This is a genomic window from Dysgonomonas sp., assembly GCF_035323175.1.
GTDB lineage: Bacteria > Bacteroidota > Bacteroidia > Bacteroidales > Dysgonomonadaceae > Dysgonomonas.
The window spans coordinates 179,693-195,090 of record NZ_DAOKYH010000003.1; the positions used below are offsets into that span (position 1 = coordinate 179,693).

A 15,398-nucleotide genomic window follows, 5' to 3' on the forward strand; every position below is an offset into this window, starting at 1 on the left:
TTTCATATACATATATTAATCAGACACATACAGCGATTATACAATAATATTTTTAATTGTCCCCTTTTTGTCCCACTCCCTTTTTTAGATCCACTACATGATTATACTCTAATTTAGTGCTAGCAATTCTTTGTCCGGGGAACATCCCTATTCTTTATATATACGAAGATAAGTGAATAGTATATCATGATAAAAAAACAAACTCAAAGAGACGATCAACCGGATGATCTAGCCTCTTTAATGCCGACAGTAATTTGTGAAAGCTTTACTCTTCGAGGTAATATCAAGCAAACCCGAGCGATTCGTTTCGAAGGTACTATAATAGGAAACATTGAGCAAGCTGAAACGGTGGTGATAGGAATGACAGGGACAATAAGAGGGAATGTGAATACAAAAAAACTCATTGTCTTTGGGCATATCGAAGGAGACATATCAGCTTCCGAATCTGTACTAATAAAGTGTTCGGGACAAATAACAGGGAGGCTCAATACAGAAAATCTGAGTATGGACGAGGGGGGTATATATGAAGGCGAAATAATAATGAAGCCATCCTCACTATAAGAAATATATAAAACATATAATGCTATTATTCTAATTTTTAATTGTTAAACACTTTTTTGAAAAAAACCTATGTATGAAATTCAATCCTTTCCGAGTTTAATTGAGATCAACAACACAGTTTTGTCCCAAACCTCTAAAGATTTGCTTCATGGTCTGAAGATTCAGCACAATGACAAATGGTATATCTGTGGTGATCTAGCCTTGAACGAAGGACAGTTACCTCATAAACTGATAAACTCCTCTCCTGATGATATCGATTATCAGCTTCTTGCCAAAGCATCAATCCTGCTGGCACAGGATAAGATAGAACAACCGCTAACAATTACAACAGGCTTCCCCTACTCAACCTATTATATTTATAGAGATAAAGCCGTTGAATTCTTCAAAAAAACGCACCTACTCGACTATGATGCATCAACCCATAATGCAGGAAACAAAAAGAAAGTAGTGCTGGATGTGCAAAAAGTTGAAGTCATTCCCGAAATTGTCGGATGCACAATTGCAATACGAAAAGGAGAGCCCAATGTTTCGGGTAGTTTTTTTGTATTTAGTTGCGGCTTTGGCACTTTCGAGTCTATCTTAAGCACCGATTCGGGAATCGTAGAACAGGCAATGGTAAGTACACACGGAATCCGCTATGCTGTAAATCTAATGATTAACGAACTGAAGAGTAAATATTATCTCGAATTGAGAAATGTAAATCAGCTGGACGATGCTTTTCAGCGAGGATATATCTTCTTAAATCGTCAGAATGTTGATTTAAGAGAGATCCGTAAAAATGTTATCCAGACCTACTATCAGGAAGTGATATCGCCCAATCTACGGAGCATTATCAATGACTCCAACCTTGTGAAAACAAATCGGATATACTTATGTGGAGGCGCAATGTATTATCAGGAGCTAGTAGACTGTTTTATTGCAGAATTTGGACATTTCACAGAGATAACGGTATTGGATAATCCGGAAACACTCGCAAGCAAAGGATATGCTCTTAACTCTTTACGTGTAAGCGGCAGACCAAAATCGGCACTTGGTATTGATATAGGCAATGCAACAACTGTAGTGACAAATTTCGCAGGTGAATAGTATAAATAGAGAATAAAAGAATGTTTTTCATCAAACGAAAAAAAGCCAAACCTATAGAAAAAGAAACAGTAGAAGAAATAGCTGTATCAAATCAGGACAAAGTTGTTTTAGGTGGATTTTGCTTTACAGGAATGCAAAAAGGAAACTTTTTTGTAAAAGATAGGGCCATAGTAGATCCTACTGCAACTATTGATGGAAGCATAACTGCTACCGATTGTACAATTGGGGGTTTAGTTAAAGGGAATGTGTTTTGCACGAACACCATACAAATTAGTAGTTCGGCTGTTATAGAAGGCTCAATTATGGCAAAAAAGGCTATTATGGAAACAGGATGCAGAATTAATGGGTCGGTATCATTCACTCCAAAAGTAGAAGTTTCAATGTTAGCTATAAAGCTTATAGAAGCTGAAAAAATTATAGGAAACAAAAAGATTTCTAAAACCCGAGAGCTTCTTACTGAAGAGACGAATATACCCCAAAAAAGCTCTCCTATACCTGAAGCAAAGACAGTAGGCAAAGAACAGAAAAAAATAAATGCACAAAAACCTGAATCAGCAATAGCTCAATCCGTAGATAACGGTAATAATTGGTGGTAAGTGAATTTTTAGTAAACATTAGACGAAAAACTTTGTTCCGAAGTGATTTTATATCAAATCATCACTTCCGGAACAGTTTTTTTATTTATAATTAAATATTTATATATCTTTGCCGGATGACTAAGATTTTACATAAATCGGATTTGGTATTGTAAACAATCTGTACTTTCAAAACAGATTGTCCTTTCGTTTACTCTCAAATAAACCTTTTTGAGAGGAATATTCATATTATTATAATTTAATTTTAATCTGCGTACAATAGTGCTATAGCATTGTCATGCTTGCATATGTGCGCTAATACAAATAACGAAATGAATAACGAAAATAAAACAATTCACGATTTCGATTTTAATTTAATCTGCGAATTTTTCTCTAGCATGGAACGACAGGGACCCGGTAGTACCGATGCAACGCTCACTGCCCTTCGCTTTGTTGATAACCTAACCGACAAATCCCTTATTGCCGACATTGGCTGCGGTACAGGAGGGCAGACAATGACACTTGCCAAGCATATTGAGGGAAAGATTACTGCACTGGATTTATTTCCCGACTTTATCAATATTCTGAATCGTAATGCAAAGCAGCTAGGCATGCAAGACAGAGTGAAAGGAATTGTAGGCTCAATGGATAATCTTCCTTTTCAGAATGAGGAGTTAGACCTGATTTGGTCAGAAGGAGCCATTTATAATATTGGCTTTGAACGAGGGTTGAACGAATGGCGTAAATATTTGAAAACAGGTGGATATTTGGCTATCTCCGAGAGTTCATGGTTTACAGACGAACGTCCGGCAGAAATAAATGATTTCTGGATGAATTCATATGCTGAAATAGATACGATACCCAATCAGGTAGCCAAAATACACCGGGCAGGATATCTCCCTGTGGCTACATTTATTTTACCCGAAACGTGTTGGACAAAGTATTACTTTGCTCCTAAAGCTACTGCTGAAGAAGTTTTCCTGAATAAATATGCAGGAAATAAAGCTGCTGAAGACCTGGTTGCATCTCAACGCTACGAAGCGGAATTATACAACAAGTATAAAGAATTCTATGGCTATACATTTTTCATCGCAAAAAAGACAAAGCTATGATTGATCTAAATATTTATGGCTGGAGCGATAAATTAAGCCAACTAAAACAAGAATCAGTCCATAAAGCGTTGCCTCACGGACGGGTATCTATAGTCCACAGGACATGCTATGAGATTATCTGTGAAAATGGAATGTTCCAATGTGAACTGACCGGGAATATGATGTTCGGTAAATCAACTTTCGATTTGCCTTGCGTGGGCGATTGGGTAATTTTTCAACCATTCGATGACCAGAAAGGGATTATAGTTGATATGCTACCACGTGAACGTACTTTGTTTCGAAAGAAAAGTGGAACAGTATCTGACAAACAAGCCATTGCGTCGTACATTGACAAAGCTTTTATTGTACAAAGTTTGGATGATAATTTCAATGTCCGTCGGGCTGAACGTTTTATGGCTCAGATATTGGAAGGAAACATTAGCCCGGTATTGGTACTCAACAAATCTGATTTGGAGTTTGAGAAAGAGAATATAAGCAACGTAATCAAGCACATTGCCGATCAGATGCCTGTATTGTTTACAAGTATCCACCAACCTCAAACAATTATTCAGCTACGTGAGGTCATAGCACCCGGAGAAACGGTTGTATTCGTTGGCTCTTCCGGTGTGGGTAAAAGTTCTCTGGTGAATGCACTTTGCGAAGAATCAATATTGCTAACATCCGATATAAGTTCGTCCACAGGAAAAGGAAGGCACACATCAACACGTCGGGAAATGATATTGATGAAAGGATCAGGAGTACTAATTGACACTCCGGGTGTTCGAGAATTTGGATTGGCTATTGAAAATCCGGACTCACTTTCGGGAATGCTTGAAATATCTGACTATGAAGGGCTGTGTCGTTTTAAAGACTGTGAGCATACAAACGAACCCGGCTGTGCAGTTTTAGAAGCAGTAAATAATGGGACATTAGACCGTAAAGTTTATGAAAGCTATCTGAAACTAAGGAGAGAGGCTTGGCATTTTTCTACTTCGGAATATGAAAGACGTAAAAGGGATAAATCTTTTTCGAAACTAGTAGACGAAGTTAAGAAGCATAAAGAAAATTTCTAATATTCAATTTAAAAAATGCAGGCATTTTACAATACCTGCATTATTTTATGATTTATTGAACCATTGCAAGACTCTATATCGTATAAATCAAACAATGGAATTGTTACACTATACTCATATTACATTATAACCTCCCATTCCTCAACGTCTCCATCTATCGTTTTAAACAAAGGATGTGGATTTAAGTTAGCCAATGTGGGTAATTTATCGAATAGCTCAGGACTTCGTTTTTGAAGTTTTCTTCTCAGATGTTCAAACTCATATTCCAACTGCCCTTTTGTTACAAAGATTGGTAGTATATTTTCAATGAGACGGATCTTTTCCTTACTGTAATTATAGTTTCGTCTTACAGCCTCTTTATATATTTCAGTAAGAAAGGCGTCGATATAAAGATTGGGATCGGGGCTATTCTTAAAACGAATTAACTGAGGATGATTCGTATAACCTTTAGTATTCCCTAAAAGCACATTCTTAGCTAATAGCCCTTCACGCCAAGAGGCATTAAGCCCTGCCGAATCAAGATACATCGGATGTAAAGACCATAGTCGCATATATTATTTTTCTAATAGTTTTTCGATCGTGCCTGAGATTTTTGATGGATTGGTTATTGGAGCATAACGATCAACGATATTCCCTTCCCTATCAATCAGGAATTTAGTAAAATTCCATTTTATAGAATCGCCTAAAAATCCTTTACTATTTTCTTTCAGATATTTATACAGAGGATCGGTATTCTCTCCATTTACGTCAATCTTTCCAAAAGTGGTAAATGTCGTTTTATACTTCATCTCACAAAACGAGGTAATCTCTTCATTTGTTCCCGGAGCCTGTTTCCCGAACTGATTGCAGGGAAAGTCCAATATTTCGAACCCCTGATCTTTATACTTAAGGTATAAGTCCTGCAAATCTTTATACTGTGGGGTGAAACCACATGCTGTTGCAGTATTAACTATTAGCAGCACCTTCTCTTTATAGTTGGATAAAGGAACATCATTACCTTTACTATCCTTTACGGTAAAATTGTATATACTCATATTTATTGCTTTTACCATATACAACAATCTCGACCGATTTTAGATTAAATTATAACAAGTTTTATTATATAATTACTTTAATAGTCTTTCTCTTTCTTCCCACATATACAACAAAGCCGATTTCAAAGCTTGCTTAGAAGACTTCGGACTAAAACCGAGCTCTCTTCGGGATTTAGATATATCAAAATCCTGTACCAACCCATAAAACATATTCACTTCTTTGGTAGTCATGGCAGGAGCTTTCCCAGATATTTTAGCACCAAATCCTAACAGAGCACCGAATAAATAAAGGACAAACCGAGGAACAGGTATCGGCTTTTTAAGCCTCAGTTGCGGAAACAATTCATCAGCCAATTTGATTGACTCAGTAATAGTCATACATTTTTCATTAGCCAAGATATATCGTTCTCCCGACTGCCCCTTCGTTGCAGCCAAAACACAACCTTCTGCCACGTCATTTACATCTATCCAGTTGAGGGTTATCTTGGTTTCGATAGGCAATTTATTGTTCAATATCGCCTTTAATATTTCATTCGAATTACTCAAGCGGTCTGCTATCACGCCCCCTATCATGGCTGAAGGTAATACGGCAACTAATTCTATATCATGCTTCTTTGCTAATTCGAAAGCGAGTTTTTCCGCATCATTTTTTGAGTTATAATACATATCCCTACGGTCGGGATTGTAGCCTGATTCTTCATTGATTGGTATTCCTTTTGTATAATGCAATGCGGCAATGGAACTGACATACACAATCCGCTTTACTCCGGCTTGGACTGCTGCTTCTATCATGACTTTGCAGCCATTCATATTCACATCGTAAATCTCTTTTTGCGGATCTTTTGCCCACAGCTTAAAGACGGCTCCTACCGCATAAAAAGTATCAACACCACGCAAAGCCTGAAGCATTGAGTTCTTATCGGTTATATCTGCCTGTAACACTTCGCAATCAAGCCCCTCAAATGGTTTTGTATTCTTGATATTGCGGACAGATGCTCTTACTTGATATCCTTTGGCGATTAAAAGTCTTACTAAGTTATTTCCTAAATGTCCGTTTGCTCCGGTAACTAAAACGATATTCTTCTGTGTCATTGTTTTATATTTAATAATTATGACACAAAATTCAGAATCGTAAAATCAATTACACTTGACTTTTGTTAGTTAATCAGATTTCGTCTTATACGGCTAAGACTTTCCGGTTTTATACCAAGGAAGGAGGCGATATATTGCAATGGAACATTCTGAATAATGTTCGGATAAGATTTCATTAGTTTAAGATAGCGTTGTTCGGCTGATAATGTTGCCAAATCTTTAGACCGCTCTTCATTATAGATTACCGACTCCTGCAAAACCTGCATTCCATAATCTTTCCAAAACGTACTTATACTGACCAATTTATCATAATCCGGTTTAGTTATACGAAGTAGTTCGCATTCGGTAACAGTTTCTACATTTACCGAAGCTTTTGTTTGGTTTATAAAATCTGAAAAGGCAGTGAAGAAACCGTGAGGACAATTGAGATGCGTAGTAACTTCATCTCCATTATCGCTATAATAAAACAGGCGCATAAATCCCGATATGATATAATATAAATGCTGAGGAATTTTTCCTTCTTCTTCCAAAATTCTGTTCTTTGGCATCAATACAGGCTGAAAAAGTGTTTTACACAGTTCTATGTCTTGTGATTGTATTTTATACCTAATTGAAATATCCTTTATCAGTTGTTCATGCATAGTCCAGAATCATTTCAATAATAAAACAATAATTGCAATCAGAGCTGGTAGTGCCTGCTTGAAAAAGATCGATTTTTGAGCAGTGACAGCACCATAAATGCCTGCAATAGCAACACAACTAAGAAAGAACAATGCTATATTATGACTCCAATCAGAATCTCCAATTAGCAGTGACCAGATAAGTCCGGCGGCAAGAAAACCATTGTATAACCCTTGATTAGCAGCCAATCCTTTTGTTTTCTCGAACAATTCATCAGGAATACTTTTGAAAGTTGTACGACCTTTTGTTGTCCATGCAAACATCTCGATCCAAAGAATATAGATATGTTCAAGAGCTACAAGACCTATTAATATTTTAGATAATATTTCCATCTTTTCTTCTTTTAGAATATTACCTTACGAAGTAAAGATTTATTTTTCAAGATCGTTATTACAATCTTTTCTTTTTATTATCTATTCCTAGTTTTTCTTAGTTCTTTACACAAATAACAAAGTAAATAACAATTGATTTGATCTAAAAACAAAACACTCGTAGCGCATAAATCACTACGAGTGTTTTTTAGTTACAACTAAAACTACCAAAAAATCCTTTATAAAGCCTGAGCCCTAGTCCACTCAGATGTGCCGTTCTCATTGATAGCCTCTATCGCAAAATAATAAGGCTTTGTTTTATCCATACCCGGATAATAGTATTCATTTACATTATATACCATTACACAGTTATAGAGTTTATCTGGCTCTTGCCCGATGTATATATTATAAGCATAAGCTCCATCTACAGGTTTCCACTTCAGCCACCCGTTACGTTTGTCTGTCATATCTGAACGTAAAACAATGAAGTCTTCCACAGCATTAGGCTTATCACCTTTTCCTAATCCAAAAGCTCTGAATCCTGATATTGCAAATTTGCCGGTCGGCATATGTATATTTTCAAGTTTCAGATAACGAGCCTCAACAGGCTTTGTCAACTCCACATAATCGTGAGGCACATCTTTCTGATTTTTACTTTTATCAATCAGCACGCTCCACTTCTTCCCATCCAAAGAATAATAAACTATATACTGGTGATATGTTACTGTTTGCTTGCCCATAAGCTCTACATCCTGATCGGCATAATTGATCTGTATGGCGTGTACAGTAGAAATTTGCCCCAGATCGGAAATCAGCCATTCTCCTTTGTTCGCTGTCTGAGCACTCCAATATGTTTTGACGTTTTCGTCCACTATGTTATTTGCATAAAAAGCCCCAAGGGTAGATGATACTTGCACCGGCTTATTATAGTTCAACAGCATCCAACCGGTAAATCGGCTCTGCAAATGATCTGCTTCACCATTTGGCAAATAGTGAGGATAATCTCCAAATGCAGTATTACAATACATGACATCATCTTTATCGAATCCGGCAGGCCAGATACCGATGCGACGCTCAAAATTATTTTTCACATTGATCACCATTGTCGAGGTATGCCAGTAGTTCTTCCAATTGTCCTGAAATGTAGCTCCATGTCCCGCACCTCTTATAAAACCTCCGGCCTTCATACTTAGCGGGAGAGATACATGCTCAAAGTAGCCTAGAGGACTGTCACTGACTGCTACACCGTCTCCATAGTGACTAAATTCAGTACCCGGACCACCCCATTGCAGGTAATATTTTCCATTATGCTTTGTCATCCATGCACCTTCCATAAACGGCTTTAGGAAAGTATTATCCATATGTTCTCCAAACCGATGCCAACCGATGCGCTCATCATCAAGCAGCAAGAGTTCCTTGCGTGTTCCTATGGGTTGAAAATTACTGCGATTGAGTTCTATGCCATACAATGGATATACATTACTACTCCCATTATACATATAAAGACGCTCGTCATCGTCAACAAAGAAAGCCGGATCCCAGCCTCCAATATCGAATCGTTCTACGGCTTTACTCCACTCATTACCCTTGGGGTTGGTACTCACCCAAATAGGAAAAAGGCGAGAATAAGTGGAACCGAACACACAGAGCGAGTCGCCTTGTACCCATGCTGCTGGGGCACAAAGATCGTCCCACTTGTTTGGCGTATTGTCAATAGCCTCTTGTGTAAGAAAATGACGTGATACAAAATGCCAGTCAGACATATCGCTACTCCACCAATACCCTGTTTGATTGGTAGAAAACAGATAGTAATCTCCTTTATAATTGACAATTGCAGGATCTGCCGTAGCACGATGCTTACCCCATGTCAGAAAGTTGGGAATAGGGCCATATCCATAATCAATATTGATAGGATTACAATATGTTTTTTGCTGCGCCGACAGCCAAAAAGTCGCTGTAATAAATAACAATAATATACTTAATCTTTTCATGTCTTAAAATAACACATTACTTCAAATGAGGGGATTCATATCCCAATTTCTTCAGTCCGTTTTGAACATCCGGATGACTCATAAACAGATTCCACAATAATCCTGTTCGGTAATTTTCCAGCATCACCACAGTTGTGCCCTGATCTATTGCCAAATACTTCTGAGGATACCAGTTGTCAGTTTCACTAAAGGCATCATAAAAACCGTAAGATCCCATCAATTTATCTCTCATACTATACAGTTTCCTCATCACCTTCATTGATTCTTCGGGAGTGTAAACAATAGAAGATAGTGCGGCAGTAGGCGTTATCACGCCAAGATCTCCTCTTTCGGTTGGCTCATGAGCCGCATATCCTTTTACCGAATAGCTGGCAGTCAGCCCCCAACAGTCATCACCATAACCTTTATATCCTTTCGGGTTTCGGATACAATACGCCCTATTTATCAGCGTATAATTTTTCATTTCTTCAAAATAATCTGCATACTTATCCTTTAGTCCCCTTGGGTCTAAGCCTAAGAAAGAATAATGTGCCCAGAACAAAGGCCCTACCTCTGTACCTTGATAACGCATATTCAACTTGTAACCTTCTACCTCATGCGGGCCGATAATCTTTCCATTCTCTCCCCATCCTTGCTCATACACACTTGCAGGAACACCATGAGTAGGAGATGAAGCGGCAAGAATAAATGTTATAAGACATTCATTATAACCATGTATAGAAAAATTCATTTCCCAAGAATGCTCAGGACTCCAATGCCAGTACAATTGGTTTGTACCATTGCGATGCCAATTCCAGTCTACAGCCTTCCAAAGTTTATCGATACGTGCTGCAAGAGCTTTTTCTTCATCTGTTCCGTTTATATAATATTGGTGCACAGCAAGAAGACCTTGAAAAAGGAATGATGTTTCCACCAAATCTCCACCATTGTCTTTATCACTGAACCCTACCACTTTTCCTGTTTCTCCATTCCACCAGTGAGGAAATACACCATGAAAAGAATCTGCTTTTTCGAGAAAATCAACTATTTCATTAAATCTCTCTAAGCCTTGCGCTCTGGCGATATATCCTCGCTCTATGCCGGAGATAATAGCCATTATCCCAAAACCACTACCACCTGATGTCACGGTATTTTTGTCATATTTACCATAGTCTCCATCTACATGCAAACGTTCACGAGCCATACCGCTCATAGGCTCTGCCCCATCCCAGAAATACTGGAATGTCTTCCGCTGTACCGTATCTATTAATGCTTCATCAGATATTGCAGAAGCTTCCTCTGCTACACTTTTATCTTTATTATTAGCACAGTTTAATAGACAGAGAGCAAGTCCGGAGACAAAAATAGCCTGTATTATTTTCATAAGATTCATTATTTCAACGTAAATCTGGCATTTTTCACATCACGGCTATTGCCCCCGATCATCACATCAAAGTCTCCGGGTTCGAAAACAAAGTTAAGATCATAGTCATAGAACTTCAACATTTCGGGTGTTATCTTAAAGTTGACAGTCTTAGATTCTCCCGCTTTGATGAAAACTTTCTCAAAACCTTTCAGTTCTTTTACCGGACGGGTTACACTTCCGACAACATCGCGAATATAGAGTTGCACTACTTCCGCTCCGTCTACTTTACTCTTATTCGTTACTGTCACACTCGCCGTTAATTCCCCATTTGCATCCATCTGTGTCGAACTAAGTTTCACATCACTATAGTCGAATTTACTGTAGCTAAGTCCAAACCCGAACGGATACAAAGGATCGTTTGATACGTCAAGATAATTGCTGCGAAATTTTTCGAACCATTTACCGTCGGCTAATGGGCGACCTGTATTTTTATGATTGTAATATAATGGTATTTGTCCTACATTCTGAGGAAATGTGGTAGTAAGCCTTCCACTCGGATTTACATCTCCAAACAGAACATCTCCAATTGCATAAGCCGCTTCGGTTCCGCCAAACCACACGTTGAGTATTGCAGGAACATTTTCATTTTCCCATGTAAGAGTCAACGGACGACCTGTAAACAATACTAAAATGACAGGTTTTCCTGTTTTCAATAATTCCTTTAACAAGCGTTGTTGAATATCAGGAATACCAATTTCGGAACGACTGCTCGACTCGCCGCTATATTCTGACGATTCGCCCAATGCAGCTATAATTACATCCGCGTTCTTTGCAATTTGTAATGCTTCATTTCTTAATTCTTCTTCTGTACGTCCATCACGCTGCAAGTCCCTTCCAAAAAGAGTTGCTCTCTGCTCCAGTGCGGGGTCGGTAGTTAAATTACTACCCTTTGCATATACTACATTCGCTTTGTTGCCAACCACCGCTTTTAGTCCGTCAACTACTGTTGTCGCTTTATTGAAATCTGCCGCTACACTCCATGTCCCGGGCATATTTTCACGGGTATTTCCTAATGGCCCAACAACAGCAATCGTGCCCTTTTTACTCAAAGGCAACACATTGTCATTTTTGAGCAAAACAAAGCTTTCTGCTGCTATCTTACGGGCAAGAGCACGATGTTCGGGTGTATATATTTCTTTCTTTACCCTGCTCACATCGCAATATTTATAAGGGTCGGTAAATAATCCTAACTTATATTTTGCTTCAAGGATAAGACGACATGCCCTATTTATATCTGCTTCGGTTATCTTCCCTTCATCTAACGACTTCTTCAAAGTTGTAAGAAAACCTTCACCAACCATATCCATGTCGATACCTGCACGAAGTGCACGAGCCGATACGGTTTGCAAATCGCCGATACCATGATCTACCATTTCGTTGATCCCTGTAAAGTCTGTTACCACAAACCCATTGAATCCCCATTGTTTGCGCAACACGTCTGTCATCAGCCATTTGTTGCCTGTAGCCGGAACTCCGTCTACTTCGTTGAATGATGCCATTACGCTACCTACTCCCGCATCTACTGCTGCCTGATATGGATAGAAATATTCATTATACATGCGTTGGCGACTCATGTCTACCGTATTATAGTCACGTCCGGCTTCTCCCGCTCCATACAGAGCATAATGCTTTACACACGACATAATCTGATTGTTAGTCGTAAACGTTTTGTCTCCTACACCCTGATAACCTCTTACCATGGCTTTAGCAATTTGACCACCCAAATAAGGGTCTTCACCATTGCCTTCCGACACACGTCCCCAGCGAGGGTCTCTCGATATATCCACCATCGGGCTGAATGTCCAGCAAATACCATCGGCACTGGCCTCGATCGCTGCTATACGTGCTGATTTTTCAACAGCATCCATGTCCCAAGAACAAGACAGTCCCAATGGAATTGGAAATACCGTTTCATATCCGTGAATAACATCCATCCCAAAAATAAGAGGAATCCCTAAACGGCTTTCTTCGACGGCAACCCGTTGCACATCTTTTATTTTTTCAACACCTTTTATATTGAAAAGGCCTCCAACAAGCCCTTTTTTAATCTTGCCTGCAATATCGCTATTCTTTGCCTGTCCTGTAACAATATCTCCCGAACCGGGCAAGTTGAGCTGACCTATTTTCTCTTCAATAGTCATTTTGCTCATCAGATCATCTATAAAGCGATCCATCTTTGTGTTTTGGTTCTGCTGTGCATTAGCGATCAGGGTACACCCAAGCAAAACAGTTGTAATAAGTTTCTTCATATTGCTATTTTAATGTAAATTCTGTTTTTAATTTTGTATCCGAACTTCCGCCTACAAAAAGATGGAAGTCCCCCGGCTCGTAGACATATTCAAGCTGTGAGTTATAGAATCTCAAATCATTCACCGACAAGGTAAAGTCTATTACTTTCGACTCGCCGGCTTTCAAGAATACTTTTTTGAATCCTTTCAGTTCTTTCACAGGGCGCGTAACACTTCCTACCAGATCACGCGTGTAAAGCTGTACAACTTCCTCTCCGTCATATTCGCCCGAGTTGGTAAGTTTCACACTTACTTTAAGCGGACTGTCTTTTGTTATCTCTTTTGACGATAACGTTAAGTCTGAATAGGTAAATGTTGTATAGCTCAGTCCATATCCAAATGGATAAAGAGGTTCGTTAGAAACGTCCCAATAACGAGATCCATACGCAAACTGAGGAACATTGGGATCATAAGGACGACCCGTATTTTTATGATTATAGAATAAAGGTATTTGTCCTACATTTTGAGGGAATGTCATTGTTAGTTTTCCTGACGGATTGTATTTCCCTGTCAGCACATCAGCAATAGCTGCGCCTCCCATTGTACCAGGAAACCAAGCCTCTAAGATTGCATCCAGATTATCCTTTTCCCAGTTTATAGTCAACGGTCGTCCATTCATCAATACAAGAACTACAGGCTTTCCGGTCTTTTTTATCGCTTTGAGCAAATCCGCTTGAACACCGGGAAGTGATAAGTTTGTACGGGAATTATTTTCTCCCGACATATTATGAAACTCGCCCATCACCATCACTACAACATCAGAAGCGGAAGCTACTCTAACAGCTTCAGCAAATCCTTTCGTATCATCACTCTGTATATCGCAGCCTTTGGCATAAGAGATTTTGTCTTTACCGATGGCTTCAACCAAACCATCATACACACTTACGGGAATCATATCACGATTTCCCATTGCAGACCAACAACCCAATATTTCATACTTATCTTTCGCCAAAGGGCCAATCAGTGCTATTCTCTTATTTTCTTTCAATGGTAAAATCTGCTTGTCATTCTTTAAGAGAACCATCGATTTGCGTGCCATGTCCCGGGCAGCCTCTTTATTTGCAGGTGTGAGAATATCTGTTTTCTCTCTGTTGGCATCACAATATCGATACGGATCGTCAAACAGTCCTAACTTATATTTTATTTTCAGAATTGCCCGAGCCGCCTCGGTTACATCTTTCTCCGAAACTTTTCCTTCATCTATAAGAGTTTTCAGATGATTCATATACACACCTCCCTGCATGTCCATATCTACACCGGCATTCATCGCTATTTCAGCAGAATGCTTCTCATCTTTAGCATATCCGTGCGGTATCATTTCATTGATAGAGGTATAGTCTGTAACTACAAATCCATTGAAATTCCATTTATCACGAAGAATGTCCTTCAGCAAGTATCTATTACCTGTAGCTGGTATTCCATTCAAATCATTGAATGAAGTCATTATCGTACCACATCCGGCATCGAGCGCAGCCTTGAATGGAGGAAGATATGTATTCCACAGTTCATTGAGAGACATATCCACCGTATTGTAATCTCTCCCTGCCATAGTCGCCCCATAAGCAGCATAATGCTTCACACAGGCAACTACAGTATTTACAGCCGATAGGTTGTCTCCTTGAAATCCTTTTACACGTGCAGCAGCGATTAATGAGCCTAAGTAAACATCCTCACCCGCTCCTTCGGCTACACGCCCCCAACGAGGATCACGAGAGATATCGACCATCGGAGCGTATATCCAGTTTATACCTTCGGCTGTAGCCTCGGAAGCGGCAATTCTAGCAGAACGTTCCATCGCTTCGAGATCCCAACTGCATGATTCGGCAAGGGGAATAGGAAAGATAGTTCGCTGTCCATGGATCACATCGTAACCAAAGATGAGAGGAATACCTAAACGGGTTTCTTCGATAGCTATTTTTTGCAGACTACGTGTATAGTCCGCACCCACAGCATTAAAGATACCCCCAACCATTCCTTTCTTGAGGTATTCTTTGTAGTTTGGGTCAACTGTAGGGCCTGTTATAACATCATAACCACTGGTATATAAAACCGTTTGCCCGATTTTTTCTTCCAGAGTCATTCGGCTAAGCAAGTCATCAACAAATTTATCCACCTCAGCATCCCTCTTATCTTTGTCTTTACCACAGCCTGTAAATATAAGCAGACAGAGCAAAGCAAAAGATGTAATCCAATTCAATCTCATCTTCAAT

At 39.1% G+C, this 15,398-nt stretch carries 14 protein-coding genes; 5 read left to right on the forward strand and 9 right to left on the reverse strand.

Annotated features, from left to right (window positions below):
• The first annotated feature begins 186 nt into the window (after nt 1-186).
• The 5 genes from PKC55_RS06440 (at nt 187) to rsgA (ending at nt 4,386) form a co-directional block, all read left to right on the forward strand.
• Nucleotides 187-561 (forward strand): bactofilin family protein, encoded by a 375-nt coding sequence (locus tag PKC55_RS06440; RefSeq protein WP_291127799.1) that lies wholly within the window; start codon nt 187-189, stop codon nt 559-561.
• A 69-nt stretch (nt 562-630) separates the two neighbouring features.
• Nucleotides 631-1,647, forward strand: a complete 1,017-nt coding sequence (locus tag PKC55_RS06445; RefSeq protein ID WP_291030096.1) for a ParM/StbA family protein — start codon at nt 631-633, stop codon at nt 1,645-1,647.
• A gap of 20 nt (nt 1,648-1,667) precedes the next feature.
• Nucleotides 1,668-2,243, forward strand: coding sequence for a polymer-forming cytoskeletal protein (locus tag PKC55_RS06450; protein WP_291127797.1), 576 nt, complete (start codon nt 1,668-1,670; stop codon nt 2,241-2,243).
• Nucleotides 2,244-2,554: 311 nt separating this feature from the next.
• A complete protein-coding gene (locus tag PKC55_RS06455; protein ID WP_291030100.1) occupies nt 2,555-3,334 on the forward strand; it encodes a class I SAM-dependent methyltransferase in 780 nt (259 codons plus the stop codon).
• Nucleotides 3,331-4,386: a ribosome small subunit-dependent GTPase A gene (gene rsgA, locus PKC55_RS06460; RefSeq protein WP_291127794.1), complete on the forward strand. Its 1,056-nt coding sequence runs from the start codon at nt 3,331-3,333 to the stop codon at nt 4,384-4,386. Before PKC55_RS06455 ends, rsgA begins: the two co-directional genes overlap by 4 nt.
• A 119-nt stretch (nt 4,387-4,505) precedes the next feature.
• On the opposite strand, the gene PKC55_RS06465 is transcribed toward rsgA, so the two are convergent.
• The 9 genes from PKC55_RS06465 to PKC55_RS06505 form a co-directional block, all read right to left on the reverse strand.
• Entirely contained in the window at nt 4,506-4,937 is a 432-nt protein-coding gene (locus PKC55_RS06465; RefSeq protein ID WP_291127792.1) for a pyrimidine dimer DNA glycosylase/endonuclease V, read from the reverse strand.
• 3 nt (nt 4,938-4,940) lie between these two features.
• Nucleotides 4,941-5,420 (reverse strand): glutathione peroxidase, encoded by a 480-nt coding sequence (locus PKC55_RS06470; protein ID WP_291127790.1) that lies wholly within the window; start codon nt 5,418-5,420, stop codon nt 4,941-4,943.
• Between the two features lie 72 nt (nt 5,421-5,492).
• Nucleotides 5,493-6,512 carry an NAD-dependent epimerase/dehydratase family protein gene (locus PKC55_RS06475; protein ID WP_291127787.1) on the reverse strand — a complete coding sequence of 340 codons (1,020 nt, stop codon included), beginning with the start codon at nt 6,510-6,512 and terminating at the stop codon, nt 5,493-5,495.
• 65 nt (nt 6,513-6,577) lie between these two features.
• Nucleotides 6,578-7,060 carry a Crp/Fnr family transcriptional regulator gene (locus tag PKC55_RS06480; RefSeq protein WP_291127785.1) on the reverse strand — a complete coding sequence of 161 codons (483 nt, stop codon included), beginning with the start codon at nt 7,058-7,060 and terminating at the stop codon, nt 6,578-6,580.
• A gap of 102 nt (nt 7,061-7,162) precedes the next feature.
• Complete coding sequence (locus tag PKC55_RS06485; RefSeq protein ID WP_291127782.1) at nt 7,163-7,525, reverse strand: DUF1304 domain-containing protein; 363 nt, start codon at nt 7,523-7,525, stop codon at nt 7,163-7,165.
• A 218-nt stretch (nt 7,526-7,743) separates the two neighbouring features.
• Nucleotides 7,744-9,495 carry a family 43 glycosylhydrolase gene (locus PKC55_RS06490; protein WP_291127779.1) on the reverse strand — a complete coding sequence of 584 codons (1,752 nt, stop codon included), beginning with the start codon at nt 9,493-9,495 and terminating at the stop codon, nt 7,744-7,746.
• Between the two features lie 16 nt (nt 9,496-9,511).
• Nucleotides 9,512-10,858, reverse strand: a complete 1,347-nt coding sequence (locus PKC55_RS06495; protein ID WP_524536937.1) for a glucoamylase family protein — start codon at nt 10,856-10,858, stop codon at nt 9,512-9,514.
• Nucleotides 10,859-10,866: 8 nt separating this feature from the next.
• Nucleotides 10,867-13,149, reverse strand: coding sequence for a beta-glucosidase BglX (bglX, locus tag PKC55_RS06500; protein WP_291128767.1), 2,283 nt, complete (start codon nt 13,147-13,149; stop codon nt 10,867-10,869).
• A 4-nt stretch (nt 13,150-13,153) separates the two neighbouring features.
• Entirely contained in the window at nt 13,154-15,391 is a 2,238-nt protein-coding gene (locus PKC55_RS06505; protein WP_324372353.1) for a glycoside hydrolase family 3 N-terminal domain-containing protein, read from the reverse strand.
• Between the last annotated feature and the right edge of the window lie 7 nt (nt 15,392-15,398).

What these genes read in the sequence shown, in the direction of transcription:
- PKC55_RS06440 (WP_291127799.1), top strand. Translation starts at nt 187, where the DNA reads ATGATAAAAAAACAAACTCAAAGAGACGATCAACCGGATGATCTAGCC.
- PKC55_RS06445 (WP_291030096.1), top strand. Translation starts at nt 631, where the DNA reads ATGTATGAAATTCAATCCTTTCCGAGTTTAATTGAGATCAACAACACA.
- PKC55_RS06450 (WP_291127797.1), top strand. Translation starts at nt 1,668, where the DNA reads ATGTTTTTCATCAAACGAAAAAAAGCCAAACCTATAGAAAAAGAAACA.
- PKC55_RS06455 (WP_291030100.1), top strand. Translation starts at nt 2,555, where the DNA reads ATGAATAACGAAAATAAAACAATTCACGATTTCGATTTTAATTTAATC.
- rsgA (WP_291127794.1), top strand. Translation starts at nt 3,331, where the DNA reads ATGATTGATCTAAATATTTATGGCTGGAGCGATAAATTAAGCCAACTA.
- PKC55_RS06465 (WP_291127792.1), bottom strand. Translation starts at nt 4,937, where the DNA reads ATGCGACTATGGTCTTTACATCCGATGTATCTTGATTCGGCAGGGCTT.
- PKC55_RS06470 (WP_291127790.1), bottom strand. Translation starts at nt 5,420, where the DNA reads ATGAGTATATACAATTTTACCGTAAAGGATAGTAAAGGTAATGATGTT.
- PKC55_RS06475 (WP_291127787.1), bottom strand. Translation starts at nt 6,512, where the DNA reads ATGACACAGAAGAATATCGTTTTAGTTACCGGAGCAAACGGACATTTA.
- PKC55_RS06480 (WP_291127785.1), bottom strand. Translation starts at nt 7,060, where the DNA reads ATGCCAAAGAACAGAATTTTGGAAGAAGAAGGAAAAATTCCTCAGCAT.
- PKC55_RS06485 (WP_291127782.1), bottom strand. Translation starts at nt 7,525, where the DNA reads ATGGAAATATTATCTAAAATATTAATAGGTCTTGTAGCTCTTGAACAT.
- PKC55_RS06490 (WP_291127779.1), bottom strand. Translation starts at nt 9,495, where the DNA reads ATGAAAAGATTAAGTATATTATTGTTATTTATTACAGCGACTTTTTGG.
- PKC55_RS06495 (WP_524536937.1), bottom strand. Translation starts at nt 10,858, where the DNA reads ATGAAAATAATACAGGCTATTTTTGTCTCCGGACTTGCTCTCTGTCTA.
- bglX (WP_291128767.1), bottom strand. Translation starts at nt 13,149, where the DNA reads ATGAAGAAACTTATTACAACTGTTTTGCTTGGGTGTACCCTGATCGCT.
- PKC55_RS06505 (WP_324372353.1), bottom strand. Translation starts at nt 15,391, where the DNA reads ATGAGATTGAATTGGATTACATCTTTTGCTTTGCTCTGTCTGCTTATA.